Origin of the sequence: Bradyrhizobium sp. 170 (assembly GCF_023101085.1) — a bacterium.
In the GTDB taxonomy this organism is placed as follows: domain Bacteria; phylum Pseudomonadota; class Alphaproteobacteria; order Rhizobiales; family Xanthobacteraceae; genus Bradyrhizobium.
In genome coordinates this window covers 7,953,122-7,978,984 of the sequence record NZ_CP064703.1, presented here as the reverse complement: position 1 = coordinate 7,978,984, position 25,863 = coordinate 7,953,122, and the positions used below count along the sequence as shown (strand labels likewise).

The 25,863-nt window shown below is 62.0% G+C and carries 42 protein-coding genes; 24 read left to right on the top strand and 18 right to left on the bottom strand.

The window, feature by feature from the left end:
* Nucleotides 1-496: 496 nt before the first annotated feature.
* The 15 genes from IVB05_RS37550 to IVB05_RS37480 all read right to left on the bottom strand — a co-directional run bounded on the left by IVB05_RS37550 (nucleotide 497) and on the right by IVB05_RS37480 (nucleotide 6,823).
* A complete protein-coding gene (locus IVB05_RS37550) occupies nucleotides 497-763 on the bottom strand; it encodes an AlpA family phage regulatory protein (RefSeq protein ID WP_247781137.1) in 267 nt (88 codons plus the stop codon).
* 59 nt (nucleotides 764-822) lie between these two features.
* Nucleotides 823-1,110, bottom strand: a complete 288-nt coding sequence (locus tag IVB05_RS37545) for a hypothetical protein (RefSeq protein ID WP_247781136.1) — start codon at nucleotides 1,108-1,110, stop codon at nucleotides 823-825.
* A 3-nt stretch (nucleotides 1,111-1,113) separates the two neighbouring features.
* Complete coding sequence (locus tag IVB05_RS37540; protein WP_247781135.1) at nucleotides 1,114-1,266, bottom strand: hypothetical protein; 153 nt, start codon at nucleotides 1,264-1,266, stop codon at nucleotides 1,114-1,116.
* On the bottom strand, nucleotides 1,259-1,537 hold the full coding sequence (locus IVB05_RS37535; protein ID WP_247781134.1) for a hypothetical protein: 279 nt from the start codon (nucleotides 1,535-1,537) through the stop codon (nucleotides 1,259-1,261). The genes IVB05_RS37540 and IVB05_RS37535 overlap by 8 nt, the downstream gene beginning before the upstream one ends.
* Nucleotides 1,538-1,545: 8 nt before the next feature.
* On the bottom strand, nucleotides 1,546-2,193 hold the full coding sequence (locus tag IVB05_RS37530; protein WP_247781133.1) for a hypothetical protein: 648 nt from the start codon (nucleotides 2,191-2,193) through the stop codon (nucleotides 1,546-1,548).
* Nucleotides 2,193-2,489 (bottom strand): helix-hairpin-helix domain-containing protein, encoded by a 297-nt coding sequence (locus tag IVB05_RS37525; protein WP_247781132.1) that lies wholly within the window; start codon nucleotides 2,487-2,489, stop codon nucleotides 2,193-2,195. Before IVB05_RS37525 ends, IVB05_RS37530 begins: the two co-directional genes overlap by 1 nt.
* A 38-nt stretch (nucleotides 2,490-2,527) precedes the next feature.
* Nucleotides 2,528-2,983, bottom strand: a complete 456-nt coding sequence (locus IVB05_RS37520; RefSeq protein WP_247781131.1) for a hypothetical protein — start codon at nucleotides 2,981-2,983, stop codon at nucleotides 2,528-2,530.
* On the bottom strand, nucleotides 2,983-3,573 hold the full coding sequence (locus IVB05_RS37515; RefSeq protein ID WP_247781130.1) for a hypothetical protein: 591 nt from the start codon (nucleotides 3,571-3,573) through the stop codon (nucleotides 2,983-2,985). The genes IVB05_RS37520 and IVB05_RS37515 overlap by 1 nt, the downstream gene beginning before the upstream one ends.
* The gene (locus tag IVB05_RS37510; RefSeq protein ID WP_247781129.1) at nucleotides 3,570-3,725 is read right to left on the bottom strand and encodes a hypothetical protein; all 156 of its coding nucleotides are present in this window, start codon (nucleotides 3,723-3,725) and stop codon (nucleotides 3,570-3,572) included. Before IVB05_RS37510 ends, IVB05_RS37515 begins: the two co-directional genes overlap by 4 nt.
* Nucleotides 3,722-3,958 carry a hypothetical protein gene (locus tag IVB05_RS37505; protein ID WP_247781128.1) on the bottom strand — a complete coding sequence of 79 codons (237 nt, stop codon included), beginning with the start codon at nucleotides 3,956-3,958 and terminating at the stop codon, nucleotides 3,722-3,724. Before IVB05_RS37505 ends, IVB05_RS37510 begins: the two co-directional genes overlap by 4 nt.
* Nucleotides 3,959-3,969: 11 nt before the next feature.
* On the bottom strand, nucleotides 3,970-4,173 hold the full coding sequence (locus IVB05_RS37500) for a hypothetical protein (protein ID WP_247781127.1): 204 nt from the start codon (nucleotides 4,171-4,173) through the stop codon (nucleotides 3,970-3,972).
* Nucleotides 4,170-4,562, bottom strand: coding sequence for a hypothetical protein (locus IVB05_RS37495; RefSeq protein ID WP_247781126.1), 393 nt, complete (start codon nucleotides 4,560-4,562; stop codon nucleotides 4,170-4,172). Before IVB05_RS37495 ends, IVB05_RS37500 begins: the two co-directional genes overlap by 4 nt.
* 220 nt (nucleotides 4,563-4,782) lie before the next feature.
* Nucleotides 4,783-5,217 (bottom strand): hypothetical protein, encoded by a 435-nt coding sequence (locus IVB05_RS37490; protein WP_247781125.1) that lies wholly within the window; start codon nucleotides 5,215-5,217, stop codon nucleotides 4,783-4,785.
* Nucleotides 5,214-6,038, bottom strand: coding sequence for an ERF family protein (locus tag IVB05_RS37485; protein ID WP_247781124.1), 825 nt, complete (start codon nucleotides 6,036-6,038; stop codon nucleotides 5,214-5,216). The genes IVB05_RS37490 and IVB05_RS37485 overlap by 4 nt, the downstream gene beginning before the upstream one ends.
* Complete coding sequence (locus tag IVB05_RS37480) at nucleotides 6,035-6,823, bottom strand: YqaJ viral recombinase family protein (RefSeq protein ID WP_247781123.1); 789 nt, start codon at nucleotides 6,821-6,823, stop codon at nucleotides 6,035-6,037. The genes IVB05_RS37485 and IVB05_RS37480 overlap by 4 nt, the downstream gene beginning before the upstream one ends.
* A 372-nt stretch (nucleotides 6,824-7,195) precedes the next feature.
* Here IVB05_RS37480 and IVB05_RS37475 point away from each other — a divergent pair, with 372 nt between their 5' ends.
* From IVB05_RS37475 to IVB05_RS37425, 11 genes are all read left to right on the top strand, one after another.
* Complete coding sequence (locus IVB05_RS37475; RefSeq protein WP_247781122.1) at nucleotides 7,196-7,447, top strand: helix-turn-helix domain-containing protein; 252 nt, start codon at nucleotides 7,196-7,198, stop codon at nucleotides 7,445-7,447.
* Between the two features lie 27 nt (nucleotides 7,448-7,474).
* Nucleotides 7,475-7,924 (top strand): hypothetical protein, encoded by a 450-nt coding sequence (locus IVB05_RS37470; RefSeq protein ID WP_247781121.1) that lies wholly within the window; start codon nucleotides 7,475-7,477, stop codon nucleotides 7,922-7,924.
* Nucleotides 7,924-8,973, top strand: a complete 1,050-nt coding sequence (locus IVB05_RS37465; RefSeq protein WP_247781120.1) for an MT-A70 family methyltransferase — start codon at nucleotides 7,924-7,926, stop codon at nucleotides 8,971-8,973. Before IVB05_RS37470 ends, IVB05_RS37465 begins: the two co-directional genes overlap by 1 nt.
* Nucleotides 8,970-9,539 carry a hypothetical protein gene (locus IVB05_RS37460; protein WP_247781119.1) on the top strand — a complete coding sequence of 190 codons (570 nt, stop codon included), beginning with the start codon at nucleotides 8,970-8,972 and terminating at the stop codon, nucleotides 9,537-9,539. The genes IVB05_RS37465 and IVB05_RS37460 overlap by 4 nt, the downstream gene beginning before the upstream one ends.
* A 14-nt stretch (nucleotides 9,540-9,553) precedes the next feature.
* Nucleotides 9,554-9,856 (top strand): hypothetical protein, encoded by a 303-nt coding sequence (locus tag IVB05_RS37455; protein ID WP_247781118.1) that lies wholly within the window; start codon nucleotides 9,554-9,556, stop codon nucleotides 9,854-9,856.
* An 8-nt stretch (nucleotides 9,857-9,864) separates the two neighbouring features.
* Nucleotides 9,865-10,050, top strand: a complete 186-nt coding sequence (locus IVB05_RS37450) for a hypothetical protein (RefSeq protein ID WP_247781117.1) — start codon at nucleotides 9,865-9,867, stop codon at nucleotides 10,048-10,050.
* Nucleotides 9,969-11,027 carry a DNA cytosine methyltransferase gene (locus IVB05_RS37445; RefSeq protein ID WP_247781116.1) on the top strand — a complete coding sequence of 353 codons (1,059 nt, stop codon included), beginning with the start codon at nucleotides 9,969-9,971 and terminating at the stop codon, nucleotides 11,025-11,027. Before IVB05_RS37450 ends, IVB05_RS37445 begins: the two co-directional genes overlap by 82 nt.
* A complete protein-coding gene (locus IVB05_RS37440) occupies nucleotides 11,024-11,926 on the top strand; it encodes a toprim domain-containing protein (RefSeq protein WP_247781115.1) in 903 nt (300 codons plus the stop codon). Before IVB05_RS37445 ends, IVB05_RS37440 begins: the two co-directional genes overlap by 4 nt.
* Nucleotides 11,913-13,154, top strand: coding sequence for an AAA family ATPase (locus IVB05_RS37435; protein WP_247781114.1), 1,242 nt, complete (start codon nucleotides 11,913-11,915; stop codon nucleotides 13,152-13,154). The genes IVB05_RS37440 and IVB05_RS37435 overlap by 14 nt, the downstream gene beginning before the upstream one ends.
* Nucleotides 13,155-13,386: 232 nt before the next feature.
* Nucleotides 13,387-13,779 (top strand): hypothetical protein, encoded by a 393-nt coding sequence (locus IVB05_RS37430; RefSeq protein ID WP_247781113.1) that lies wholly within the window; start codon nucleotides 13,387-13,389, stop codon nucleotides 13,777-13,779.
* Nucleotides 13,779-14,027: a hypothetical protein gene (locus IVB05_RS37425; protein ID WP_247781112.1), complete on the top strand. Its 249-nt coding sequence runs from the start codon at nucleotides 13,779-13,781 to the stop codon at nucleotides 14,025-14,027. Before IVB05_RS37430 ends, IVB05_RS37425 begins: the two co-directional genes overlap by 1 nt.
* Here IVB05_RS37425 and IVB05_RS37420 read toward each other — a convergent pair.
* Nucleotides 14,011-15,000, bottom strand: a complete 990-nt coding sequence (locus IVB05_RS37420; protein WP_247781111.1) for a helix-turn-helix domain-containing protein — start codon at nucleotides 14,998-15,000, stop codon at nucleotides 14,011-14,013. The two genes, IVB05_RS37425 and IVB05_RS37420, sit on opposite strands and share 17 nt — an antisense overlap.
* 205 nt (nucleotides 15,001-15,205) lie before the next feature.
* Between IVB05_RS37420 and IVB05_RS37415 the strand changes: the two genes are divergently transcribed.
* From IVB05_RS37415 to IVB05_RS37390, 6 genes are all read left to right on the top strand, one after another.
* Nucleotides 15,206-15,814, top strand: a complete 609-nt coding sequence (locus tag IVB05_RS37415; RefSeq protein WP_247781110.1) for a hypothetical protein — start codon at nucleotides 15,206-15,208, stop codon at nucleotides 15,812-15,814.
* A 123-nt stretch (nucleotides 15,815-15,937) separates the two neighbouring features.
* Nucleotides 15,938-16,189 (top strand): hypothetical protein, encoded by a 252-nt coding sequence (locus IVB05_RS37410; protein WP_247781109.1) that lies wholly within the window; start codon nucleotides 15,938-15,940, stop codon nucleotides 16,187-16,189.
* Nucleotides 16,186-16,515, top strand: a complete 330-nt coding sequence (locus IVB05_RS37405) for a LuxR C-terminal-related transcriptional regulator (RefSeq protein ID WP_247781108.1) — start codon at nucleotides 16,186-16,188, stop codon at nucleotides 16,513-16,515. Before IVB05_RS37410 ends, IVB05_RS37405 begins: the two co-directional genes overlap by 4 nt.
* A complete protein-coding gene (locus tag IVB05_RS37400) occupies nucleotides 16,512-17,471 on the top strand; it encodes an N-acetylmuramoyl-L-alanine amidase (protein WP_247781107.1) in 960 nt (319 codons plus the stop codon). Before IVB05_RS37405 ends, IVB05_RS37400 begins: the two co-directional genes overlap by 4 nt.
* Nucleotides 17,472-17,690: 219 nt before the next feature.
* Nucleotides 17,691-18,566 carry a site-specific integrase gene (locus IVB05_RS37395; protein WP_247781106.1) on the top strand — a complete coding sequence of 292 codons (876 nt, stop codon included), beginning with the start codon at nucleotides 17,691-17,693 and terminating at the stop codon, nucleotides 18,564-18,566.
* A gap of 11 nt (nucleotides 18,567-18,577) precedes the next feature.
* Entirely contained in the window at nucleotides 18,578-19,777 is a 1,200-nt protein-coding gene (locus IVB05_RS37390) for an IS91 family transposase (protein ID WP_247781105.1), read from the top strand.
* 361 nt (nucleotides 19,778-20,138) lie between these two features.
* Here IVB05_RS37390 and IVB05_RS37385 read toward each other — a convergent pair whose 3' ends face one another.
* A complete protein-coding gene (locus IVB05_RS37385) occupies nucleotides 20,139-20,504 on the bottom strand; it encodes a MerR family DNA-binding protein (protein ID WP_346771806.1) in 366 nt (121 codons plus the stop codon).
* Here IVB05_RS37385 and IVB05_RS37380 point away from each other — a divergent pair.
* The 5 genes from IVB05_RS37380 to merB all read left to right on the top strand — a co-directional run bounded on the left by IVB05_RS37380 (nucleotide 20,497) and on the right by merB (nucleotide 23,696).
* Nucleotides 20,497-21,006, top strand: coding sequence for a mercuric transporter MerT family protein (locus IVB05_RS37380; protein ID WP_346771805.1), 510 nt, complete (start codon nucleotides 20,497-20,499; stop codon nucleotides 21,004-21,006). The genes IVB05_RS37385 and IVB05_RS37380 overlap by 8 nt on opposite strands.
* Nucleotides 21,007-21,020: 14 nt before the next feature.
* Nucleotides 21,021-21,305: a mercury resistance system periplasmic binding protein MerP gene (merP, locus tag IVB05_RS37375; RefSeq protein WP_247781103.1), complete on the top strand. Its 285-nt coding sequence runs from the start codon at nucleotides 21,021-21,023 to the stop codon at nucleotides 21,303-21,305.
* Nucleotides 21,306-21,369: 64 nt separating this feature from the next.
* Nucleotides 21,370-22,713, top strand: a complete 1,344-nt coding sequence (locus IVB05_RS37370) for an NAD(P)/FAD-dependent oxidoreductase (protein WP_247781102.1) — start codon at nucleotides 21,370-21,372, stop codon at nucleotides 22,711-22,713.
* Nucleotides 22,714-22,721: 8 nt separating this feature from the next.
* Nucleotides 22,722-22,949, top strand: coding sequence for a GDCCVxC domain-containing (seleno)protein (locus tag IVB05_RS37365; protein ID WP_247781101.1), 228 nt, complete (start codon nucleotides 22,722-22,724; stop codon nucleotides 22,947-22,949).
* An 81-nt stretch (nucleotides 22,950-23,030) separates the two neighbouring features.
* Nucleotides 23,031-23,696, top strand: coding sequence for an organomercurial lyase MerB (merB, locus tag IVB05_RS37360; protein ID WP_247781100.1), 666 nt, complete (start codon nucleotides 23,031-23,033; stop codon nucleotides 23,694-23,696).
* 219 nt (nucleotides 23,697-23,915) lie between these two features.
* On the opposite strand, the gene IVB05_RS37355 is transcribed toward merB, so the two are convergent.
* Entirely contained in the window at nucleotides 23,916-24,239 is a 324-nt protein-coding gene (locus tag IVB05_RS37355) for a hypothetical protein (RefSeq protein ID WP_247781099.1), read from the bottom strand.
* Nucleotides 24,240-24,253: 14 nt separating this feature from the next.
* On the opposite strand from IVB05_RS37355, the gene IVB05_RS37350 reads away from it, so the two are divergent.
* Nucleotides 24,254-24,595 carry a hypothetical protein gene (locus IVB05_RS37350; protein ID WP_247781098.1) on the top strand — a complete coding sequence of 114 codons (342 nt, stop codon included), beginning with the start codon at nucleotides 24,254-24,256 and terminating at the stop codon, nucleotides 24,593-24,595.
* 499 nt (nucleotides 24,596-25,094) lie between these two features.
* A complete protein-coding gene (locus IVB05_RS37345) occupies nucleotides 25,095-25,790 on the top strand; it encodes a ParB/Srx family N-terminal domain-containing protein (RefSeq protein WP_247781097.1) in 696 nt (231 codons plus the stop codon).
* Nucleotides 25,791-25,863: the final 73 nt, after the last annotated feature.

Genomic DNA, 25,863 nt, shown 5'->3' with positions numbered 1-25,863 from the left:
CGAGCTGGTTACTAATTTAGAGTATCCCAATCGCATCGTGATTGTCAGCGCGTGCCAAATCATTGCGATGGCAAGCCATCGTAGGCGATCAGGCACCGCCCGCGCATGGCAGGCGGGGCGTCAGCCGTCAAAGGAAAGGCCGCACGAAGCCCGCCGGGGGGCCACAGGGCAAGGGCCAGCCGCGCCAGCGCATACGCTGAAACTAGGGCCTATCGAGGCCCGGCGGGTTTCGGAGGGCTTTCGGTTCGTCCGGCAAGGGTCGAGAAATGCTCAGATTTTCAAAGACTTCCGCCGTTTTCAGCAGGTCGAAAAAACGGCTAGACATCAAGTCGTGTGGGCCTGTAGCCAAGCGATATTTTGACCTAAATAATGTTGGCTTTTCAGTACCTTGGAAAAGCGAAGGGCCTGAGCGGATCGGCTCAGGCCCCAAATATGCCCCGGATCAGCTTTCGCGATGGCTGGCCTGTTCTGGCCAGCGCTGGCCTGTAATGGGCCGCTAGGCCAGCCTGCCGCCCTTATTGCGCCGCCGCTCCTGTTTCTTGCGGACGCTTTCGGCTGGCAGGGTTCGCTGCCACCGTTCTATCTGATCTTCGTACCAGACCCGTTTGTTCGGGCTGATGTAATGCGGGCGCGGAAACTGCTCGCGCGCCATCATTCGCTTTAGCGTCGAGTGGCCGACCGGCACCAGCTTCAGCACCTGTTCGAGCGTGAGCATGCGCCGCGCGCCGCCTTCTTTCTCCTCTTCCACCATTTCCAGCACCATCGCGCTCCTTTCTGCGCTTCACCTTCGGCCACTTGCCCCAGGCGTGAGCGGCGCGCGTTTCACTGCTTCATCATCTTCGCCAGCTTGCGGGCTCGCTGCACAGCGATCAGGCGTGGATCGCCCGCAACGTCGATCATCTCCTCGTCGGTCAGCTCGCGCAGGCGCAGGTCCTCGGTGAAGGCCATGATGTGCCCGCAGTACAGGCACACCGTGATGTTGCCGGGTCTCGGAAGGCCGCGAAAGTCCACGCCGCTTGCGCCGTTCACCTGCCTGCCGCAGCCGAGACAGGACGACATCGGCACCTCGACGCCGCGACCGAGAAAATGTCCTTTGCGTCTGCTGCCCATTGCTCACTGCACCAAATTCATCAGCTCGCGCAGCTCGATCGCCGCGCGCTTCAGCTCATCAGGGTACTGCCTCGCGGCGTTTCCGATCACCGTGGCCAGCACCGCGAACGCGGTCTTGACCTGTACGGCGGCAGGCTCGCCGTGCAGCTCATCCATGATTTCTTCGTGCAGGTCGTTTACGACCTTTGCCTCGTTCTCGCTTCGCATCATCGCCTCCTTGCAAAGGATACAGGCGCTCGGTGGTATGCTTCACGCAATCGATCAGATCGACATAGGCGACATCGGGCCGCTGCCGCGCGATCTCCAAGTCCAGTGCCAGCGTATGCCCGCCGCCGCAGAACCAAAGATGCAGGATCAGCTCGCCGTGCTGCGCGGTGCGGTGGTGAGCATTGGCGTATATCTTCAGCTCGTGCGTTCGCTCAGCCATCGGCACTCCTACGCTGGCACCAGCGCCAGCGCTTTGACGTACATCTGCTGCAGCTCGGCGACGGCTTCAGGCCCGTCGCGCTCAGCCATTCCGCGCAGGATCGGCAGGCCGCTGTCGATCGAAGCCATGATCTCGTCGTGCGTGGCCGCGCGGCCCTCGGCGAAGAACTCGACGCGCTCGGGATCGCCGACATCGAACAGCGCGCCGCCGTGCCCATCCTTGAAGATCGAGTAATGCAGCGTCGTCCACATCATTGTCACGCCTGGATTTCTGCGCAGCATGATGCCCGCTGGCTCCAGATGCTCGGGCATGTCCCGCTCGTTACGTCGCATTCGAGGTTGCGTTAGAAATGGACAGGCCTGCACCGCATAGAGCGCGCACTCGCGATGGCTCGGCGGCTCAGCTGAGCCTTTATTGATGCTGCACATCGGGCCGATCACGAAGACCATGAACTTGCCGAGCGGCTCGCCGCAGAGCCAGCAGCGCTTGTGCCGCACGCAGATCACCATCTTCTCGCCATCGAAGCCGCGAAACTCGGGCTGGCCATCGACGTAGGGAACGAAGTACGGGATCGGAAAACCCTGATCGTTGATCTTAAGGCGCTTCATCCGGTCGGGCAGCTCCAGATGACGGATGCGTTGGTTCAGCTCGCGCATCAGCTGCCACCGCCGTTCGCCTGACGATCGAGCGCCCGCAGCAGATCGATGATCTGGTTGAAGGCCAGCTTGCCGATGCCGTCCATCTTGCGCAGCTTGTCCGGTCCCGCCGCCTTCAGCTGCTCGACGGTGGTAATGCCTGCGTTCGCCAGCACCACCAGCACGCGGTTTGGCAACGCCAGCTCGCTGCGCTGATCAAGCACTTCTTCTTTCCACCATGCGCCGCTGGCGTTGGCTTGCTCGGCGAGCGCCGACAATTTGGTGAGGCTGGTGCTGCTGCTGATCTGGTCGCTCATGGTTTCCTCCATTTCTGTGATCCACATTTGCCGTGCCGTCATGATACTGCCTCGCCAGCTGGCAACAGGCCGAGCTGATCGGCGCGTTCGGAGATGGTGCGACCGTCATGAGTGAGCATGAAGGGCAGGAAGACAGCGTCGAACGACAGGATGCCGGTCTCGACCGCCATCAGCTGACCCTTGACCCAGTCGCGCAGAATCGAATTTATCGCGATCTGCCCCTGCGCCAGCGCCTTGTTGCGGTGCTGCTGCTCGTCGCCCTTATGGCGATAATTGTACGGGTGTTCTTTTAGATACAGTGAGGCCCAGCCCTTGGCGCTGGCGCGTAACTGCATCTGGCGACCTCGATGCTTGAAGACCAGCATGACCTCGTACTTTTCGTAATCATCCATGAAGCCGATCTGCTCGCAGCCAAAGCGGCGCAGCAGCCGCGTGATCTCATCGCGGGCCGCAATGCCGCTGGTCGCCTGCGCATAGGGCGTGTCTTTTGCCATCAATCACCGCCGTAGAGCCGCCGCCGATCCGCTAGGCGCAGCTGCTGCTCTTTCTCCAGCTTCTTTTCGATCTCGCCGAAGTCGAGCGCCCGCATGCTTTCCTCGACCGGCGCGAGGCTTTCCAGAAACAGCTTTGCATCGGGCGACAGCAGGCCCATGCCGACCACCTGCGTGCGCAGATCGAGCGCCTGCTTCTCGATCTTGGTGATCGCCGCCTTCGTCATCGCCTCAATAGAAGCCTTGGCCACGCGGCGCAGCTCGGTGCGGCGGGCCGCGAGCATGTTCTCGCCGCGCCCAGCCCATGACGCGCTGATCGACGGCGCGAAGGCAGCGGGGATGCCCAGCTCCTTGCATCGCTTGGCGATGGTGTTCTGGCTCTCAATCACCACGCGCTGCGCCTGCTCGGTCGCTTTCTTCCAGACCTCGTCCTGATCGAAGGTGTAGACGGTCGCCATCTTGGTCTCGAAGTCCGCGAGGCAGGCCGCCGCCTGTTCCTCGGCATGCGCCCGCAGCACCTTGGTGCGATCCTTGATGATCATCGAAAGATCGTGGGTCTCGTTGCGGCTCAGCTTGCGCGGCTCTTCGCTCATTGGTCTCGCTCCGTAGCGAGGTTGGCCTTGCCCTTATCGAGGTGCGCTTTGACGATGCGGCGCACCAGCTCCGTCAACCTTATCTTGTTCAGCTTCGCCAGCAGCTCCAGCTGCTCGTAGTCGTGCCGGTCGAACATGACGACGACCTTCATCCGCATGCCGCCCGCAGCTTCAGCTGCATCCGCAGCAGGTCGATCAAGGCGTCGATCTGGTCCTCGTCTTCGCACATGCTGTCGATCTGCGCGGCCAGCAGATTGATCAGCACCGACATGCGGTCATCATCCTTGAGCGGCCACAGCAGCAGCGTTGTCATTTCCAGCGCCGTGCGCTCGCCGAAGCTGGCACTGCGCCATGGCTGTTGCGTGATCGAATGAAATGTCGCCATGACCGCTTCCCTCAATGCTTCGCCAGCAGCCGCTTAGCGCTAGCAATCTTGCCTTTGCTGATGCCGGTCGTAACCAAGGCCGTCAGCGCAGCGCGCGTCTCCAGCAGATGCCGCGCATCCTTGATCTCGATGATCGCCACCAAGCGCGGGTTGTTCTCGCGCGCCAGCCGCTCAAGGCAGTGCCAGACTCCGGTCAGCTTGGTGCCGGGCTTCACCCTTGATACTCCGCCAGCTTGTCGAGTTCGGAGGCCAGCCGCTCATTGACATCATCGCCGCGTTTGGCTTCCGCCAGGACGGCGCTGCCGAGCAGATAGAGCGCGGTGATGTCACTCTTGACCTTGGCGGCGCGCTCCATCACCAGCTGCTCGACCGCCTTGGAATTTTCTCGCGAGCGCTCCAGCTGGCTGACCCAGTCGGTGGCGACCTGATCGATGCCCTTGATCATCAGATCATGCTTCTGCTGATCGAATGGCAGCGCCGAGGGCGGCAGCGTCTCCTGAACCTGCCTCGATTCGGTGTTGCGGGCAGCAAGGCGCTGGATGTCGCGCACCGTTTCGTCCATATCATTGCCCGCTTCGTACGGGAGGCCGTTCATCTCCGTCATCGTTGATCTCCGTGGCTTGGTTGCTATTTGATCCTTCGGCTCGCCGCCCACCGACAAGGCTGGGGCGCAATGCAATAGAGCGGCGAGCCTCTGGACCACCGCAGGCCGTGGCGAGCTTGTCCCACGCGCCACGCTGCGGCGATTCCCCGTCTCCTTGGCCTGCCGCTCCTTGCCGGAGCGGCGAGGCCTTCGGATCACCGCAGCGTCACGCGAGATACAGTCACGCTGGCTGCAGCAATAGCGTTTCCGCCAAGCGATCCCTCTCGGCGGTGTCGGTAATTCTCGGCAACAGCTTGCTCTGGATCACCTCCTTGGCTTCGCCCCAGAACGCATGAAGTTCGTGATCCTTCATGTTTCGGCGCGACATCGAATTGATCGCGACCACTGGCGTGCCGAGCAGATCGCCGAGCATTACGAAATTGCCGGTAGCGACCAGCAGCTCGGCGCGCACCTTCTCGGGCGTGCTGTGCAGCGCCTTCGCCAGTTCGTTGATGGTCGCCATGATGCGGCGATGCTCGATCATGTCCCGATCGTGCAGCGGCTCGATCTCGATTACCTGGGCCGCGATCGGTTCGCCGCTGCTCTGGTTCTGGTGAAACTCCCGCGCGTCGGCATCGAACGGTGCCCAGCCGGTCGGTGTCAGCACTAACCTCATTTCGTCAGCTCCTCATGCTTGGCTTCGATGTTCCTTTCAAACAGCCGGAACAGCTGCGGCTTGGTTTCCTTCAGCTTGACCAGCAGCGCGCCGTTCAGGCTCATCCATTCGTCCCACTCGGTGATGGTCTTGCAGTGAAGCATGTAGCGCTGCAGCGGCTCGATGAACTCGGCCCATGTCTGGCCTTCGTGCATCTCGATCGCGAACGGATCGACGTGATCGACAACCTCGCCAGTGTGCGGATCGTGCAGCTCGTCCATCGAGCGCGGCGCAGGCGCTGGGCGATAGGAGCCGCCAGCACGGTTGCCATCGTCGTCATCGCCGATCGCGAGGTTGAACATCATGATCTCCAGTGCGCGCTTGCCGTAGGAGATCGCGGAGATCGTCGCGTGCGTGCGGGTCATCATGTCCTGACCGCGAAGGCCCTGCGTGACGATTGGCATGTCCACTTGGAAGCGGCGCTGGATCATGCCGTTTGACAGCATGCCGACGACGCGGATCATGTTCGGCTCGCCGGTCGGCTCGGTGTTGAACTGGATACCGAAGCCATGGCTGGTGTAGATCGGGCGAATCTCGCCATCGAGCCGCGCGAAGGTGGCGTATCTGCTGCGGGTTTGCGGGTTGTTGGCGTTGGTGGAAATGGTGCTCATCTCCGCTTCAGCCTTCGACAAGGCCTCGTTGAACTGCTGATCGGCGCTGCGCTGCTGACTGGCTTCCTGCATCGCGACCAGGCGCTCCAGCTTGTCCACGTCGAAGTTGGGGTCCATCGCGGCGCGCTCGATCACGCTGTGATAGTCGCTGCTGGCTGGAAGCGTGTTCATGCGGCCCTCCGGGTGATGGCAAGGGTGCCCTTGCGGTTTCGGGTGATCAGGAACGCGCCAGCGAAACACTTTCCGACATCATCGGGGATCAGATCGCGCGCCGCCTTGCCAGCTTCATCATGCGACTGCGCTGCGGCAGCGGTGATGTCATATTCCTGCAGGTAGAGCAGCAATTCGCCTGACCAATTGGTCGGCTCGGCGATGATGTCGATCGTGCGCCACTTCTCTCTCGGCACCACAGGCGGCATCGGGAACGGCGGCGTCAGCGTCCGCAGGCAGGTCAGGAAGATGCCCGCGCGCTTGATCAGCTCGGCGGCAAAGTCTGGGTCGTACTCATGCTCGAAGTCGAGCGGCTCGTTGGTGCCCTGCGCGACCAGCAGGATCGCCTTGCTGGCTCCGGTGCAGAGCCGCTGCAGCATCGTCTGCGGATAGTACGCGGCGAGAAATTCTTGTCTGCGCCACGCTGGCGAGAGAAATTTTACCTCGATGACGGCGTCGAGCGCGGCACAATACCCGTCCAGCTTGCAGCAAACGTCGGCGATCTCGGGATGGAAGACGACTTCGCCGCGCCGTGTGATCGAATATGCGGTTTGTGACGCGAACCAGTCGAGGATCAGCGGCTCCATATGCGAGCCCGCTTTCATTGCCCAGGTCTGCGGCTCTGGCGGATCGATGGCGGCCCTGATGCGGTAGTGCTTATTCCACTCGGCCGCACTGCCTTGCATCACCACATTGGCGCTGCTGCCGGTGAATCTGCCGATCTGGTAGTCGAACTCGGAGGACATACGGGCGCACTCCCGCAACGGTTGCTGCAGGCTTCTGTCACAAAATGCATATTTGAAGAGATGCTGGACGGGCTTGCCGCTTGTGTAGTCTCTTCCGCTGCTGGGCGTCCCGTATCTACGCGCCAGCAATTCAGCGCACGCAACTTCAAGCACAAATTTTAATCGCGTCAAGGTGGTGTCGCGAACATTTTTTCAGTTCAGTTGTCGGAACCGGGACGGCTCGATGGCACTAAAAATTTAATGTTGCAGCACTTGAGCCGACCTGACCTAGCGTGAGCCAATTTGGTTTGAATTGATAAGCCACGCTCGATCATTCCAGATCATTTCGCGCGTTTGACTGAAATAATTGTTGAGCATCAGCATGACGCCATCATGACGCGGCGTCTCCAACCGATCTGGTCCTTCAACGAAGTAGTCGATGTGCTCGGCGGCCCCGTCGCTGTCGGTCGCCTCACTGGACAGACCTGCGCCGCTGTCTGCAATTGGCGAAGGTATCGCGGACTCTTCCCGAGCAAATACTATTTCTGCATGCGCGCCGCGCTCGCGGACGAAGGCTACTTCGCGCCGATCTCTCTCTGGGGCTTCTACGGCACAGCCGAAACCAACAAGGATCAAGCCGCCTGATGATGATCAAGCGCGGAGGGAGCCGCCATGCGCCAGCTATCGCTGTTCAAGGGCAAGAGGCAACGAGGCATCGCACCGCCGCCGCCGCTGGAGTTCGCAACCCACGCCACGCTCGCCGACATCTGCAAACGCTGGCTGCATCCCGACTGGAAATTCACACACCTCCCGCTCGGCGAACACCGCGAGCACCGGATCAATCCCCGCACCGGCAAAAGATATTCGCTGACCGGCCAGCGCCTGCAGCGCATGGGCGTTCAGCCAGGCTGGCCGGATTTTATCTTCGTAGGCCCCGAGCAACGGGTGTTCTGGTTGGAACTCAAGAGAGCGAGGACAGGCCGCCTGTCCGAAGATCAGTCAGAAGTGCTTGCGCATCTCGTCGCCTGCGGCTTCGCGGTCCTGGTCACCACCTCTCTCGATGATGCGGTCGCTACGCTAAAGCAGGCGGGCATCCTGCGCTCCAGCGTGGAGCTGCAGTGATGGGGCGCATCGCGAAACACGAACCCGATCCGCGCGCCCTTGAAGCCTACGGCGCTTTGCGCGAGGGCGTGCATCTGGCGGGCTACAGCTTCGAGCGCGCCTGCAGCAAGTTGAAATGGCTGCTGCAGGAGGATCGCTGGTGCGGCGTCGGCACCGGCTTCGATGACATCAACGCCTTCCTCTCCTCGATCCGGCTCGACAACCTGAAGCCCGTCGCCGAGCAGCGCAAAGAGATCGCGAAGCTGATCAAGGAAAAGCAGCCGAAGGCCTCGAACCGGCAGATCGCGAAGACGCTGGGCGTCCGCGAAACCACCGTGCGCCGGGACGTTGCGCCAAATGGCGCACCGGCTGGAAAAAAGCCGAGCAATGTCAGCGAAGCAAAGGCATCAGCTGCGCCAAATGGCGCACCCGCCATCGCCGGGGCCGCCGCCGCGAAGCTGATAGCGCGGCGCGAGGAAGGCAAGCAGGCCCGCCTCGACAGGGTCGCCGCCGACGAGCAGCGCGTGCTTCGGCTAGTGCCGATCGCGGGAAAGTTTCGCACGCTCATCCTCGATCCGGCATGGGACTACGACTGGCTGTCGGTCGCTGGCCGCGCCAAGCCCGGCTATGCGATGCAGACGCACGAGCAGCTGCTGCAGCTTGATGTCAGGCAATGGGCCGATGAGGCTGGCTGCCATCTCTACCTCTGGGTCACCAACAATTTCATGGCGCGCGGCTGCGAACTGATGGCGCACTGGGGATTCCAGCATCGCGTCGTCATCACGTGGATCAAGGGAGGCGCTTTCGGGCTCGGCTCCTATTTCCGCAACAGCACCGAGCACGTGCTGTTCGGCACGCTGGGCGAGACCACCACGCGGCCAGCGGCGGCCAGCATACCGACGCACTTCACCGCGCCGCGCCCAGGCGAACATTCGGAAAAGCCGGAGGCCTTCTACGACATCGTGCGCGCCGCATCGTACCCGCCCTATGGCGAGGCCAACCAGCGCGAAGCACGGCCTGACTTCACCAATCTGTTCCGCGAAGAGCCAATAGCGGAGGTCGCCGAATGAACGACTTCATTCGCGATGACAAGTGGCAGCGGCCTATGCGCGATGCGTATCTGGTGCCGTTCTATCAACGCACCTACAGCGGCTTCCTTTTGCTCGATGACGGGCGCTTCTCGCGACAGCAGCAGGAAACCGGAATCGACACGCTGGTCTGGCGCGCTGACCGCATCCCGATCGCCGTTGAGGAGAAGATCGTGCGTGCGCCCGATCGCCGCGATCCTTATGATGCGATCTGCCTTGAGACCGACAGCTGCACCTCGCCTGGGTTCATGCGCAGCGGCTGGATGTGGTACGCGCGTTGCGATGTTCTGCTCTACTGCATGCATCAACGCGACGACTCGCTCGACTGCCTTTGGATCGACTTCCCGCAATTGCATGACTGGTTCTGGCCGCGCGTGAAGGATTTCCCGCCGACGCGGATGGCCGACACAATCAACAGGACCGAGTGCCGCGTGGTGCCGATCGCGGACATCACAGCTGCCGTGCGGCTCCATCGCTTTCGCCTTTCCCGCCAGCGCACCGTGATTCCTTGGTCGAGCGTGGTCGGAACCAACGACCCCATTGTCTGAAGCAGGAGGACTGCATGCAGCGCCGCACCATGCCGCAGCGCCGCCATTGCGAGACTTTCGAGATCGCGTTCGGCGGGCTGGCGAAGAGTCACACCATCACGCTCGGCTTCTACGAGGACGGCGCGCTTGGCGAGGTCTTCATCAACGGCGGCAAGAGCGGTGAGCAGGTCGAAGCGATAGCGCGCGACGGCGCGGTGCTGCTTTCGCTGGCGCTGCAGTACGGGGCCGAGCTGGACAACATCAGAAGCGCGATCACGCGCGATGAACAAGGCGCACCATCGTCCATCGTCGGCGCGGTGATCGATAGGCTGAGCTAGGCAGCATCATGATCACCGCCGACGACAAACTGCAATGCGCCGAGCGCGAGCTGCGATACCGGCAGCGCGTCTACGGCCGGCTGGTCGATCGCGGCAAGATGACGAAGCGCCAATGCGACCGCGAGCTGGAGCTGATGGAGGCCATTGCCGAGGACTACCGCAAGCTGGCGGCGCAGGAAGCGCTGCCGCTTTGACCGCCTGGTACAACGAGATTGATGCCTATGCCGCAGGATGGCTCAGGAATCTCATCAGCGAACGGCTCATCGCCGACGGCGAAGTCGATACACGATCAATTGTCGATGTTCGCGCTGATGAACTTGCCGGATTCGACCAGCTGCATTTCTTCGCAGGCATCGGCGGATGGTCGCTCGCCTTGCGACGAGCGGGATGGCCTGACGCTCGACCTGTTTGGACAGGAAGCTGCCCCTGTCAGCCGTTCTCGCTGCTCGGCAAGCAGGCTGGATACGCAGACCCACGGCACCTTTGGCCGACTTGGGCTCGGCTCATCCGCGAGCGACGACCTGCAACGGTCTTTGGCGAACAGCTTGCGACCGCTCCTCGCTGGCTCCGACTTGTGCGAGGTGATCTGGAGGCGCTGGGTTACGCCGTGGGGGCGCTGCCTGTCGAGGCCGCATGCGCGGGTGCGGAGCAGCTTCGTGATCGATATTGGTTTGTGGCCCACCGCGACATCGAGCGCGGAGAATCCGCAGGTGCGTGGCTTCGGCGCGGCGGCAGCGCATCCGAAGCGCGGCACGACGCTGGCGGGCGCGGCGTTCTGGTCAACGGCATCGAGCCGGGATTGGAAAGACACGCCGGGCATGTCGATCAAGCGCGAGAAGAATCGCAAGCGGCTCGATCAGCTGCCGAGGCAGGTCTTCAATTCGGAAGTGGTGCTGTGGCCAACAGCGCGGGCCTCGGAGGCGGGACCGGACTTCGCCAAGGCCTCACGATCATCGACGGGGATGGCGCTGCCAGCGATAGCCGCGCGTTCGATCTCGCCATCTGCCTCATCGACGGAAAAGTGCGGCGCGTTAAACCCGGACTTCACCTTGTGGCTGATGGGATTCCCGCCCGAGTGGATAAGCTGCGCGCCCTCGGAAACGCCATCGATCCAAGACCCGCCGCCGCCTTCATCCGCGCCGCGATGCAATGCATCGGAGCTGGGCCATGAATGCTGAACAGCTCGCCCAGGCGCTCGGCGCTGTACGATCCGGCAGGCAATGGAAGTGCTGCTGCGTGGCGCACGAGGATCGCTCGCCCTCGATGATCATCTTCGATGGCCGCGAGAGCGTGCAGGTCAGATGCATGGCGGGCTGCGAGCCCGAGGACATTATCGGCGCGCTGCGCTCGCGCGGATTATGGTCTGGCGCGAGCCAATTTGACCAGCCGCGAGCCGAAAAAAGCGTTTCACATGAAACACATAGCGATCGGCGCGAGCACATGCTGCGCACGCTGGCGCGCTGCATCTTCGATGATGCGCAGCCGATCCGGGGCACCATCGCGCAGAAATATTTCGAGAGCCGCGATCTCTGGTCGGTCGCATGCGAGATCGATGATATCCGCTTTCATCCGCGCTGCCCGCGCGAGAAAGGCGAGCAAGCTGCGGTCGTGATCGCGATGCGCTCGATCCACTCGCACGCGGTAACGGCCATCCAGCGGATTTTTCTGGACCGTCACGGCAAGAAGTTCGGCAAGGGCATGATGCTCGGCACCTGCACGGGCGCGGCGATGCAGCTGCAGCCGAAGATCGGCAGGACCTTGCATATCGCCGAAGGGCTGGAGACGGGGCTGGCCTGCATCGCGATGGATCGCGCGCCGACATGGGCGCTGGGCTCGGCGGCGCTGATCCAGACCTTCCCGGTGATCGGCGACATCGATCGGCTGGTGATCTGGGCCGATCATGATCCGCTGCAGAAGATCGGCGGCATCTGGTGCAGGCCCGGTCACAAGGCCGCTGGCATTTGCATGGACCGCTGGCTGAAGGCCGACAAGCAGGTCGAAGTCGAAACACCGAAGCAGGAAGGCTGGGACGAAGCCGATGTGTGGAGTGCCCGCTGTGCCCGACTTTGAGGATGAGGATCACAAGACGCTTTCGCCAGACGATATCATCGTGCCGTTCGATGATGCGCGCAGGCGGCGCGGCAGGGCCGAGGAAGGCGAGCAGCAGCAGCGCGTCGTCTTCGTCGCTGCGCCGTACATCTGGACCGATCCGCAGAACATCCCGCTGCGCGACTGGCTGTACGGGCGGCTACTGGTGCGGCGATTCCTGACCGTGACCATTGCGCCAGGCGGCGTCGGCAAGTCATCCCTGATCGCCGCCGAGGCCTTGGCGATGGTTTCAGGCCGCGATCTGCTCGGCGTGAAGCCGGTACGCAGGCTCAGGGTCTGGCTGTGGAATCTCGAAGACCCGCAGGAAGAGACCACGCGCAAAATTCAGTCGGCAGCAAAGCATTTCCATCTGACGGCGGACGACATCAGCGAGCGGCTGTTCGTCAATTCGGGCCGCGATCATGCGCTGGTGATCGCCAAGGAAATTCGCGGCGGCACCATCATTCTGCGGCCCGTCATCGACAACATCGTGCAGCAGGTCAAGGAGCACGCCATCGATGTGCTGGAGGTCGATCCGTTCGTCAGCTGCCATGAAGTGTCCGAGAACGACAACAGCGCGATCGACATGATCGCCAAGGAATGGAGCCGGGTCGCCGAGCTGGCGAATTGCGCGGTCCATCTCGTGCATCATACCCGCAAAGCGCCAGCGGGCACCGAGGTCACGACCGACTCTAGCCGAGGAGCCAAGGCGCTCACCGATGCGGCGCGCGTGGCGCGGGCGCTGAACCAGATGACCGAGGAGGAAGGCGCGAAGGCGGGCGTCGATAATCATCGGCTGTTCTTCCGCGCATTCAACGACAAGGCGAATCTCGCGCCGCCGGTCACCGTGTCGGATTGGTTCCGGCTGGCCAGCGTCTGGCTGGAGAACGGCCCCGCTGGCGGTGACAGCGTCGGCGTGGTGACGCATTGGGACTACCCCGATCCGCTGTCAGGCATCACCGGCATCGACTTCGCCAAGGTCGCCGTCGCGATCCGCAGCGGCGACTGGCGCAAGGATGTGCGGTCCAGCTTCTGGGTCGGCAAGGCGGTGGCGAAAGCGCTGGGCCTGGACGTCGAGGAAAAGGCCGACAAGGCCAAGATCGTCGGCCTGATCAAGGTGTGGTTATCAGCGGGCAGTTTGATGGTGGTGGAGGGCTTCGATGAACAGCGCCGACCGAGGGAATTTGTGCAGGTGTGCGATGCGGAATAACCCCTGCTCCAGTGACCAATATAATGAGTGGAGCAAACTGGAGCGAACCGGAGCGCCGACAGTCTCTGCTCCACTTCCAGTTCCTTACAGGAACAGGAACTGGAGTGGAGCAGATTTTGATGTCGGCCCCGCGACTGGAGCGGAGCTGAGCAAACCGTCAACGCTAGAATTGCTTGACGAGGTTCCCACAACTTGGGATGGTGCGCATGTCGGTCGGCGGTTGTGCGAAGCAATGCGAACTCTGGCGCTGCTGCCCATAGGCGGCGGTTCCGGCTATGCGGCGTGGCCTGCCTACTGCTACGAGTGGGAAGATTTGCTTGCGCAGCATGAGCAGGGTGAGCTGGAACGAACGCAGCAACTGCAAAACCGCATTCGCCTGCTGCCCTCCAGCCGGGACGTGCAGCGGATGGAAGCCGCGATCTGCTGGCCTGCCCAGTATCTGGCGCGGCTGGTGCATCTCTTGGTCGCGGTCAACGTGGTCGCCTTGGCGCACTCACTGGAACGCGACAGCGGGTGGGTCGCCGCCAAGCGCGGCGGCTATGCCGACACATGGCGCGAGCGACACGATCAGGGCTGCAGCATCATCGCGCGAGGACTGCGCAGCTGCCGGGTGCCGGTGTTCTGATGGATGAGCAGCAGCAGCCCGACGAAATCGCCGAGGTCGTGCGCAAGCTGTCCGATGCGCTGCGAGGTGAGCCGATGGCAAACTGCATCGCAGCGGCGGCCACGTTCCAGAGTTTTCTGGTCTGCGCTGTCAGCGCCAGCAAAGGGGACGCGCTGAAGCTACAGGATGAGCTGCACCAAAAAATCACCGCATCGATCAGTAAAAACTACGACACGTACCATGCCGAGTGGGTCAAGGGACTGAGATGAGCGCCGCAATGATCATCGGCAGGATACGATGCCGAAAGGTCTGCGACGGCAGCTCACCGAACAGCCGCCGATACGCAGCAGCAAACCTGCCGAGTTCGCCAAAGCCGTGATCGATTGCAACCTGCCTGACCGTTGCAGCAGGCCCAGCCGTCAACAGCGCTTCGTGTACATCGCCGAGTCGCTTGCGGCGCAGGAAGGCGATCGGCGGAACGCCGAGCACATCGATGAATGCGCGATGCAGGCGACGCCGACTTACATTGAACACGCCGCTCAGTTCAGAGATATGGATGGGCCGGTTACCCGCATCAACGAGATAGCGTTCAACATCGCGCACCAGCTTCACTGCCGACTGCGCCAATCGCGGGCCTCGATAACTAACGCCATTGAGCACTGGCGCTGTCATCATCTCCAGAATGTTGCGCTTGTAGAAGTCGGCAGATGCAGCTGACATCGTCGCGCCATGCTCCTGAAGCACCGCCAAGATTATCCGAAATTGCTCGGCGAAGGCGGCAGAGATGGCGGGATCATTGCTGATCACCGAGACAGAGCTGCGCCAAACTGCAGCTTCCGATGCACCGGGCTGCTGGCTCTCGATAAACTCAAACAGCTCACTTGGTGCAATGAGCATCGACCCGTAATTGTTGCCGCCATAGTACCGCGCATAGATTTCTTGGTCAGGCGGGACGATCACAAGATCGCCAGGACTAGCCTCGAAATGCTGGAACGATGCTGGAGAGTCGAGCACCATGCCGAGCGCCCATCGGTATGGGCTCTGGAGGCCGCGCCCCCGCAGAGCGCGCGAGAAGGAGCCGGTCGAGATTCCGAGCGAGCCAATTGACAGGTGTGCCAGCGATCCGGTCATCTGGCCACGACCAAGCTGCACGATGTCTATCGGAGCATCCTGCACTGCATCGCGCAGCGCCTCAAAATGGGAAAAAACGGCACGACGCAGGATGACCGGACCTTGGCTCATGGCTACGGCCCCCGGAAAGGAGACGGCAGACCAATTAAGATAGCATGACAAGGTTTCCCGCAGGGAGAAATATCGGCACTTGGCACAACCTGCATATGCGGATGATCAGGGAGCATTTGCAGGTGGCACAATCTGCATATGCGGATGATCAGTGGTGGCATTTTGATTAAAAAATAATCAACCTTGGCGTGTTGGAGCCCCGTCGATGGCGCTGAAGCTGCCCAGAGGAGCTGAGCGTGAGTTTATCGTGATCCATGGCATCGTTGCGGTGTACGTCGCCGCGCTGCCTGCAGGGCCTGCGTTCGTCTCGTTGTCCCGCGATCTGCTACACAGCCTGCTGACCTTGCGCCGCAGATGGCCCGCATTGCAGATCACCGCCGCCTTTTGGGTGAGGGATAAAACGGAAGCCAGGTTGATCACGCGCGAGGTCCGCGCGAGCCTCGTGCAAGGCGAGGACGGTCTGCTCGTCGCCACAGCCAAGACCGCGCAACGCAAAATCGAAAACGTGGCCGCGCATATGAACATCGCGCTGACCGAGCACGAAGTGGTGCTGATCCGGGCACGCGCAGCAGTGGACTACATCGAGCAGCAGATCGAACAGGCGCAAGCGTCAGGCGAGCTGTCATGGTTCAACCGGGCCTATCGCGCATGGCGGCTGGAGGCGAAGCAGTACGGGCGCAGCATGTCCTATGCCGAAGCCCGCGCCCGCCTGCGGCAAAATTTATTTCGTCAAGTTCTGGTCAATGAAGGCCAAAGCGGATCAACGCAGCTGTTCCCGCCGCTGCCGGGAATTGATTTTTCGGTTCCGGGGTGATCTCTTCACGCGCGCAGGTGCGGCTCGAAGTGTGACTGCATTTGCACCCCCTACCTAACGCAACCTCCCTTTTCAACCGGCCTTCGTTCCCCTCGATGGCCGGTTTATTTTTGAGAGTTTCCCATGGGCGCGATCGAGGAAGGCGGCAAGGTCGCAACCGGCATCATCGACGGCCTGAAGCACCAGCCGCTGGCGCTGGCACTGGTCATCATCAACGTGCTGTTTCTCGGCTCTGTTGGTTACGTGCTGCACCGGGTCGGCGAAATCAACAGCGCTGCGGCGATCCGGCGCGATGAATTGCTGGCCGATCTGGCTCGCAATTGCGTGGTGCCGCCGCCTGCAGGCTCAACGCGCGAATCCATCGCACCAAAATGACCGAGGCTGATCTGGCGAAGGTCAGCAGCGCGCTGGCCAGAGTCGCTATGGCGATCAGCGAAGCACAGTCTGTCATCGATCAGCTGCTCAGGCCCACAGCTGTCTGCAGTCCGCCGTCTGACTTCCAACGCAGGATGATCACGCTGACGCCGCGCGAGCGCGAAGTGTTGGGCCATGTCATCAAGGGTCGGATGAACAAGCAAATCGCCCATGATCTCGGCGTCGTCGAAAAAACCGTCAAGGTCCATCGCTCGCGGATAATGACCAAGCTGGCCATGCGCAACGTTGTGGAGCTGGTTCGGACAGCAGAAAGGTTTGGCCTATGAGCTACAAGCGGGTCGTCATGTCGTCCGGTCACGGCAAGCACGTGCGCGGTGCCAGCGGCATCCTTGATGAAGTCGATGAAGCGCGCAGGGTGGTCGAGCGGGTCGCCACCGAGCTGCGCAATCGAGCCGTCGAAGTCACGACGTACCACGATGATGTCAGCAGAAGCCAGAACGAGAACCTGAACCGGATAGTGGACTTCCACAATTCCAAGCAGCGCGATCTCGACGTGTCGGTGCATTTCAATGCTTACGAGCAGGTCTCGAAGCCGATGGGCACCGAGGTGCTGTACGTGACGCAAAGCGGCCTCGCCGCCCAGGTATCCAGCGCCATCGCCGCCGCCGGCGGCTTCATCAATCGCGGTGCGAAGAAGCGAACGGATTTGTTCTTCCTGAACAACACCGCGATGCCGTCGATCCTGATCGAGGTCTGCTTCGTGGACAGCGAGGCGGATGCCTATCTCTACGATGGGAATTTCGAAGCGATCTGCGATGCCATTGCGGATGTGCTCGGCGGCGTTGAGGAAGGCGAGATAACACCGTCGCCGCCGCAGCCGGATGCAGCGCTCCATGTCGTCGGCAAGGTTTCCTATTTCGGCGGCCCAGACGACAAGGGCGTGTCGGCGAGCGAAGGGCTGGCCTTCATCAGCAAGGTCGATGAGAAGCCGGAATTGTTCCTACCGTACCAACCTGAAGGGACAACCGGGCTGGCGCGTCGGCTCAATCCCCACATCCACTACGTCGCCTGCCGATGGGACTACAACAAAACGCCGAAGCTGATGATGTTGCAGCAGGTGGCACTGGTCCGCGCGCCCAGCACCGGCATCGAGATGAAAGCCTTCCCGGCCGACTGGGGACCGAACCAAAACACGGGCCGCGTTGCCGACATCAGCCCCGGCCTGATGGAAGACCTCGGCATTCAAACCGACGACGAGGTGGAGGTGATCTTCCCGTACTAAGGCATGAACCCATAAATCTGTAGTAATCGGCAGAGTCCGCTTTGGTGCGCACAACGGACTCAAGTCGGACATCGCTCCATGTCCGAAAAGTGCCAGAGGACTAAACCGCTCGCGCGGTAAGGCGGCGCGGCTGGCGGCACAGCCAATACGATAGCGCGGCGGGACGTCCTGTCTTGAGATGAGGGGTTCACAACCTTCACTCAAGACAGGAGCATCCCGATGACCGACGAGGCCATGAGCCCGCTGCGGCGGCGCATGATCGAAGACATGACGATCCGCAAGTTAGCGCCAAAGACCCAACAAGGCTATATCCGCACCATCAAGGATTTTGCTGCTTTCCTTGGCCGATCGCCTGACACGGCGAGCTTCGAGGACGTCCGACGCTTTCAGTTGCACCTGGCAGCGAACGGCGCGCACATCCCCATTCTCAATCACACCGTGGCCGCGTTGCGGTTCTTCTTCAAGATCACGCTCAGGCGCTCCGACATCATCGAGCACACGACGTTCCTCCACGAGCCGCGCAAGCTGCCGGTGGTTCTCAGTCCCGAGGAGGTGGCGCGGCTGCTCGATGCCGCGCCGGGGCTCAAGTACAAGGCCGCGCTGAGCGTGGCCTACGGGGCGGGCCTGCGCGCCGCGGAGGTGATCTCGCTCAAGATCGGCGACATCGATAGCAAACGCATGGTCATTCGCGTCGAGCAAGGCAAAGGCCGCAAAGACCGCTACGTGATGCTGTCTCCGCATCTCCTCGAACTGCTGCGTGCCTGGTGGAAGACGGCGCGACCGCAGGGCTGGCTGTTTCCAGGGCGCGATCGTGTGCAGCCGATGACGACGCGCCAGCTCAATCGCGTCTGTCATGCTGCAGCCCAACAGGCCGAGATCGACAAGCGCGTCTCACTGCACACCTTGCGACACAGCTTCGCCACCCACCTGCTCGAACAGAACATCGATATCAGAGTGATCCAGGTGCTGCTCGGACACGCCAAGCTCGATAGCACGGCGCTCTATACGCGCGTCGCCACCAAGACGATTCGCCAGGTGATGAGCCCGCTGGAGCATATCGCCCGCAGGGTCGAGAGGGCCGAGCCGCCCGCTTAAGCGCGGCGCGCGTGCCGCGCCCATCGCTGGAGGTCGCGGACATTTTCCGCGGCCACGGACCGGCATGGCGCCGGGCCAATGCCGGCCATGTCAGCCTCGGCCAACTCAAGGTGATGTCGGCGATCGAGAACTGCCGCACGGCGGCGCTCGGTGGTCATGTCGCGCGCTGCGAGGACTGCGCCTATACGACCATCGCGTACAACTCCTGTCGCAACCGGCATTGCCCGAAGTGCCAGGGGGCGGCGGCAAAGGAGTGGCTGGCGGCGCGCGAGGCCGATCTGCTGCCGGTGCCGTACTATCATGTCGTGTTCACACTGCCGGCGGCCATCGCCGATATCGCCTACCAGAACAAGGCCGTCATCTATGACCTGCTGTTCAAGGCCTCGGCCGAGACCCTGACCACGATCGCCGCCGACCCCAAGCACCTCGGCGCCCGCGTCGGCATCACCTCGGTTCTCCATACCTGGGGCTCGGCCATGACCCATCACCCGCACGTCCACATGATCGTGCCGGGCGGCGGCGTCTCGCTCGACGGCGAGCGCTGGGTGGCGTGCCGGCCCGGCTTCTTCCTGCCCGTGCGCGTGCTCTCGCGCCTGTTCCGCCGGTTGTTCCTGGAGAGGCTGATCGCGGCCCACAGAGCCGGCCACCTGACATTCTTCGCCGATCATGCGGCTCTCGCCAACGCGCAGGCGTTCGCGGCGTATCTGGCACCGCTACGCCGAGCCGAATGGGTGGTCTATGCCAAGCGCCCGTTCGGCGGGCCACAGGCCGTGCTGGCCTACCTGTCGCGCTACACCCACCGTGTCGCCATCTCGAACCGCCGTCTGATCGCGGTCGACGAGCACAGCGTCACCTTTCGATGGAAGGATTATCGCGCCGATCGTCGCGACCGCCAAAAGGTCATGACACTTGCTACCGGCGAGTTCATCCGCAGATTCCTCATCCATGTCCTGCCGCAAGGCTTCCACCGCATCCGCCACTACGGCCTGTTCGCCAGCGCCACGCGCGCCGATAACATCGCCCAAGCGCGCGAGCTGCTCGCCGTTTCAAAACCTGAAGGCCAGCCCACCGGTGCCGCCGTCGATCACAGCAAGTCGACTTGTCCATGCTGCGGCGGTCGCATGATCATCATCGAGGTCTTCGAGCGCGGTGCCACGCCACGGTATCGGCCAACAAGTCCAACGATCGTAATCAGGGTCGACACCTCATGACCGCGTCACAATCCCGCAAATCTGATCGTCGCGCTCGCTGCCTCTCGATCGGCCACGGCAGAGCGCGCTCAGATATCTGGCCGTCGTCGCAAATCGATCGCCAATTCACAGCGTTCAACGCCACCCGCCGCTCATTCGTTAGCCGCTCCGCCCTCGGCCAACTCGCTGAACCGGCTCAACTCCAATCACTCACATCATCCGCGGCACTCAAATCCCCATAGCCCACGCCGCGCCACCCTCGTGCCCCTCCCGCGGTTTCCTCCCTTGGAGGTTTGCGGACGCCGGCCCCGTGTGCGCAGCGCCACCGTCATGGGGCCGGCATCCGAAAACCTTCACAGACTCGGAAGTCTGTCACACGCATCTACTTGGAGCGCTGGACATCGAGGACATCCAATACCGGGCACTCCGGCGCCGCGGTGCCGGTGCATTGGGCGACGGTTCTTGTCAGCAAGCGTTCAAGCTTGCGGAGGTCATTGATCTTGGCGCGGATGTCGTCGAGGTGATGTTCGGCAATCTCCCGGACTTCGCGGCAAGAGGCTTTTTCAGGGCCGCCGAGCCGCAGCAAGGCGCGCACTTCGTCCAGCGAGAATCCCAACTCGCGCGAGCGCCGCACGAACGCGAGGATGCGCCGTTCCATCGGACCGTAGATGCGGCGCCCGTTCTCAGCGCGCGAGGCGACGGGGAGCACCTTGATTTTTTCATAGTAGCGAATGGTCTCGATGTTCACGCCGGTAAGCTGTGACAGCTTGCCGATCGTCAGCCCATCCGCTCGCGTAGTCGTGATCGCAGCCATGGAAAACCTCCTTGATCCTGTAGTCGCTACAGGATGTAGCTTTATCGGCATGACAATCAAGCAAGACCATATCGTCGGTGATTCAGGGCGCGCGACGACGCTGATCGCTGCCGGCGGCCTGCTGGGCGCACTCGCCGCCTCGTCGTGCTGCATTCTGCCGGTGCTTCTGTTCAGTCTCGGGATCAGCGGCGCCTGGATCGGGAATCTCACCCAGCTTGCACCTTATCAACCGTATTTCCTCGCGGCGACAACGGCGTTTCTCGGAACCGGCTATTGGCTCGTTCACCGCGCCTCTAAACGTGCCTGCGTCGAGGGCGAAGCCTGCGCCCGGCCTTTGCCGATTCGTCTGGTCAAGACCGTGCTCGTTGTGGCGACAGTCCTGGTCGTTGCTGCCCTCGGCTTCGATTTCGTCGCGCCACTACTCCTCGACTCATGAATGGAAGGTGCCCCATGCACAAACTGCTGATGTCCACTGCACTCACATTTTGCCTGTTTGGGTCTTCTGCCGCGTTGGCCGCCGAGCAGACGGTTACACTTGCGGTGAAGAACATGTACTGCGCGACGTGTCCCCACACGGTGAAAGCAAGCCTTGAAGCGGTACCGGGGGTGACCCATGTCGCCGTGTCCTACAAGGACAAGACTGCAATCGTAACGTTCGACGACGTGAAGACTGGCGTGAATGCGCTGACCGCCGCCACGAGCAACGCGGGCTATCCCTCCGTTCCCAAAGGTTAGGCGCGGCGTCCAAGCGGACCCGCGACGTAACGACTACCGGCGCAGGCCTGCGCGGAGGTAAGGCATGGATACGTATGATCTCATCGTGATTGGCACGGGAACCGCGGCTCAGGTCGCCGCGAGTCGCGTCCGCAAGGCGGGACGTTCGGTGGCGGTGATCGACCACCGCCCCTTCGGTGGCACCTGCGCGCTACGCGGCTGTGATCCCAAGAAGATGCTGGTCAGCGGCGCCGAGGCCGTCGATCTCGCGCGCCGTCTGCGAAGTCGCGGCCTGGCCGGGGACCTGCACATTGAATGGAAAGACCTGATCGCTTTCAAACGGACCTTCACTGATCCGGTACCAAGAAAGCGCGAGGAAGATTTCGCCAGGCAAGGCATCGATGCGTTTCATGGCTTGGCCCACTTCACCGGTCCCGATCGCGTCGCGGTCAATGAACACGTTCTCCAGGGCCGTAGAGTGTTGATTGCAAGCGGTGCGCGGCCGGTCCCCCTCGGATTGCCAGGTTCTGGACATGTCACGACCAGCGACGCCTTCATGGACCTCGAACGCTTGCCCGGCCGTATTGTCATGGTCGGCGGCGGTTATATCGCCGCCGAGTTCTCCCATATCGCGGCCGGTGCGGGCGCCAAGGTCACCATCCTGCAGCGCGCGACGCGGATGCTGCCGACCTTCGACGCCGAGGTGGTGAGCTGGCTGATGGAAAAGTTTGGCCAAATCGGCGTGGACGTGCGAACCGCAACCACCGTGACGGCGATCGAACGCGCGGGCGATGAGTACCGCGTCCATATGCAGACGCCGCAGGGCGAAGCGGTCGCGAGTGCCGATCTCGTAGTTCACGCTGCCGGGCGCGTGCCCGACATCGCTGAACTCAATTTGTCCGCGGCGAACATTGCCGTGGCAGGCGGACGACTTCAGCTGAACGACTTTCTGCAAAGCATCTCTAACCCGATCGTCTATGCGGCGGGAGACGCTGCGGCAAAGGGCCCGCCACTGACGCCGGTGTCGAGCCACGATGCCAAAGTCGCCGCGGGCAATATACTGGAAGGCAATCGCCACAAGCCGGACTATCGTGGAGTGCCTAGCGTCGCCTTCACGCTCCCCCCGGTCGCCGCCGTGGGACTTTCCGAAAACGTCGCCCGTGCGCAAACCTCGAAGTTGCGGATCAAGTCCGCGCCGGTGCCCTACTGGTACACGGCCCGCCGCGTTGCCGAGCCCGTTTACGGGTACAAGACGCTCGTCGATGAGGATAGCGGGCGCATTCTCGGCGCGCATCTCGTCGGGCCACACGCCGACGAAGTCATCAATCTGTTCGCCCTTGCGATCCGGCACGATCTGACCGTCGATGATCTCAAATCGACGATCTTCGGCTATCCTACCGGAGCCTCGGACATCGGCTACATGCTATAGGAGACCCCATGATCCTAGAATCCATCATCACCTGCCCGGACTGCGCTACCGCGAAATCGGAGACCATGCCGACCGATGCCTGCCAGTTCTTTTATGAATGCACCGGCTGTGGGGCGAGGCTGCGGCCGAAAGCAGGCGATTGTTGCGTGTTCTGCTCCTACGGCTCTGTGCCGTGCCCGCCCATCCAGGCGGAGCGCTCGGGCGGGTCCGACGCGGCTGGTTGCTGCGGAGGGTAAGTGAATCACGCTGGACGAAGCCGTCCTGATACACCAGCCAGCCTCGCTCCAGCAGTCTCATTTGCGAAAAGGAGCACATCCATGCGCACCGATCCCGCATCTGCAAATCTCTCCGATCGGTTGGTCGCCAGCGTCGGTCAAGCCGCAAGCGCGCGCACCACGCCCGGGCTTTACCGAGCACTGCTGCGGCTCCTGTCCCATGGAGAGCCTGTCACCATCACCGAACTCGCGGCTGCCGCAGGACAAGCCTTCGATGTCGTGCAACGCGCGGTGGCTGGCTGGAATGACACCGAATACGACGAGCAAGGCCGCATTATTGGCTGGGCACTCACCCTGCGTCCCACTCAGCATAGGTTCAACATCGACGGCAGGCAGTTGTATACGTGGTGCGCGCTGGACACCCTGTTCTTCCCCGCCGTGATTGGCCGTCCGGCCCGTGTCGAATCTCCCTGCGCGGCCACAGGCGTTCCCATCAGGCTCACAGTCGATCCGACCGCCGGCGTCAGCGCGCTCGACCCGTCCGCTGCGGTCGTCTCGATTGTCACGCCGGAACAGATGAGCTCAGTGCGCACCGCTTTCTGTAACCCCGGCCGCTTCTTTGCCACGCCCGATGCAGCGCGCGCCTGGCAATGCAAGTATCCAGGAATGGAGGTGCTAAGCGTGGTCGATGCCCACCGAGCGAGCCGCCCCCTTAGCGAGATGCTTCTCAATGGCAGCGCTCCGCCGCTTCAACACGGTTTAGAATAAGCCGGAAATCGCTCAATGTCCGACTTGGGTCAATCGCTTCGGTTTGACCGCGTACCGCCGACTTCCGCTCTACCCCCGTCAACGGACATTAGTCTGGTCGGCCCGGCAGGTCCGTTTCGTGCTGTCGGCGGCAGCCGATCCCATGGCGCGACAAGCCTTGGCGCTTGGAGGAGACCCGCAGGTAGCTGACGAAGTTTTCTATGATGCGGGCTCATGGCGTCAGTGTCCTATCACATTGCGTTTGCCACGGTCGGCTTTGATGGTCCTTGGTTTGGCCTTGATGCCGTACTTCTTCTCCGCGGCTTGCGCGGCCTTGATGTCTTCGCGGTTTAGCAGTGCCTTCCGTTCAGGGGTCTGTTTGATCACCACCTCGGCGGCCTTGGCCGGTGTCTCGTTGAGCGACTTATTGCTTCGGTGGCTTCGTGCGTATGCCAATGCCGCCCTTACGTTGGTCACGATGGTGGCAATGCTACGGTCCGCATGACGGACCACATAGAGGCCATTGTTCTTCTGGCGCGAGATGATGAAGCCGTTGATCAGCATCAATACTTCTCCAGTTGGGTAGCGGCGACGAGACTTTTCATCGGCCGGTCTCCGACCAATGGTTGGTGGCCACAGTTATCATACATCGATGCGCCGACTTCGAAGCTGAACGGCAGGAGCGAACATTCAACGGGCTGATCCAGATCAGCCTCGCTGCCATCGGCATGCTGGGCCTGATCGATGAGCTGGCCAGCCAGCTGCTTAAGCGCCTTCCGATCATTCGGCACGCGCGCTGGCTGTACTGGGCGTGGCAGGTCGAGAAGCACTACGTCATGTGGGCGCAACTGGGTTCGTTGCCGATCTACCGGGACCGGGATCAGGGCGTGCTCGATGCCATCTGGCGCGGCGAACGGTAGGCGCAAGCCGCTGATCCTGCTGCGATATCGGCGTGGAAGTTGGTTCTATTTGCAGTGAACGGGGCGCAGAAAGCGGCCGATCTGGTACGGATGAGGAACAGATCCGCCTTCGGAAAGTCCGAAATTGAACAAGCAATTGCATAGCGACGGGCGCGAATAGCAATCAACCCATTGATATCATCGGGGAATAATTTGCTATGGGCGGGGGGCGGAGCCTGCGAATAGTTCGCAGCACATCCTGTAGCGCGGCGGCGCTTCAATTTTAGCGGCTGCGTTTTGAAAAAATCCCCAAAGACGAAAGTTCTAACCACCTGAAAAACAAGCAATTCCAATAGCTTGTGACCGATAATACCGTTCCGGCCCAAACAGTTAGCGGAGGCCCCTCCGGCTAACTATCGGGCCGAAACGGGCTTTTTCCTCGGTATCTAGATGCCGCGTGGAAGATCCTTCTAAACCCCAAAATCGGCGTAAATTCAGGGACTTAACCGGAGAAGCCGGAATGCAGCAGACCAACGAAAAGGCTGTTTTTCCCGGCAAAAACCGGCATTTCGGACTATCCGAAACCGCCAGGACATGGCCTGCCGATCGGGTAGAGCGCCGCGCGATCCGCGAGCTGGTGCCCAGCGCCCGCAACGCCCGCCTGCATTCCGACGACCAGATCGAGCAGATCGTCGCGTCGATCAGCGAGTTCGGATGGACCGCGCCCGTCCTGATCGATGAAGCGGGATCAATCATCGCTGGCCACGGGAGAGTGCTGGCTGCCGAGCAGTTAGGCCTCGATGAAGTGCCGACAATGACAGCTCGCGGCTGGTCCGACGCGATGAAGCGGGCCTATCTGATCGCCGACAACAAGCTGACCGAGAACGGCGGCTGGGATCAGGCGCTGCTGCGGATCGAACTGAACGATCTAGCGGCGCTTGGCTATGAAGGCCTGACCGGCTTTTCCGAGATCGAGCTGCGCGCGATGGGCGTTGGCGTCGAAGCATTGGGCGGCATGCCCGTGCTTTCCGATGGCGAGCATTCGCCCTTCCTGCAGATGACCTTCATCCTGCTGACGGCGCAGGGCGAAACCGTCACCGCCGCAATCGAGCGGGCTTCGGCGGCGCTGGGACCGCCGAGCGAGGCCGACGAAAACAAAAACCAGAACGGCAATGCGCTGGCGGAAATCTGCCGCGCCTACCTAGAAGCGCGATGAGCGCAATCGATCACGGCAAGGTCGCGGTCGTCGTGCTGCTCGGCTGCATCGGCATCAACGTCATTGTCCAATG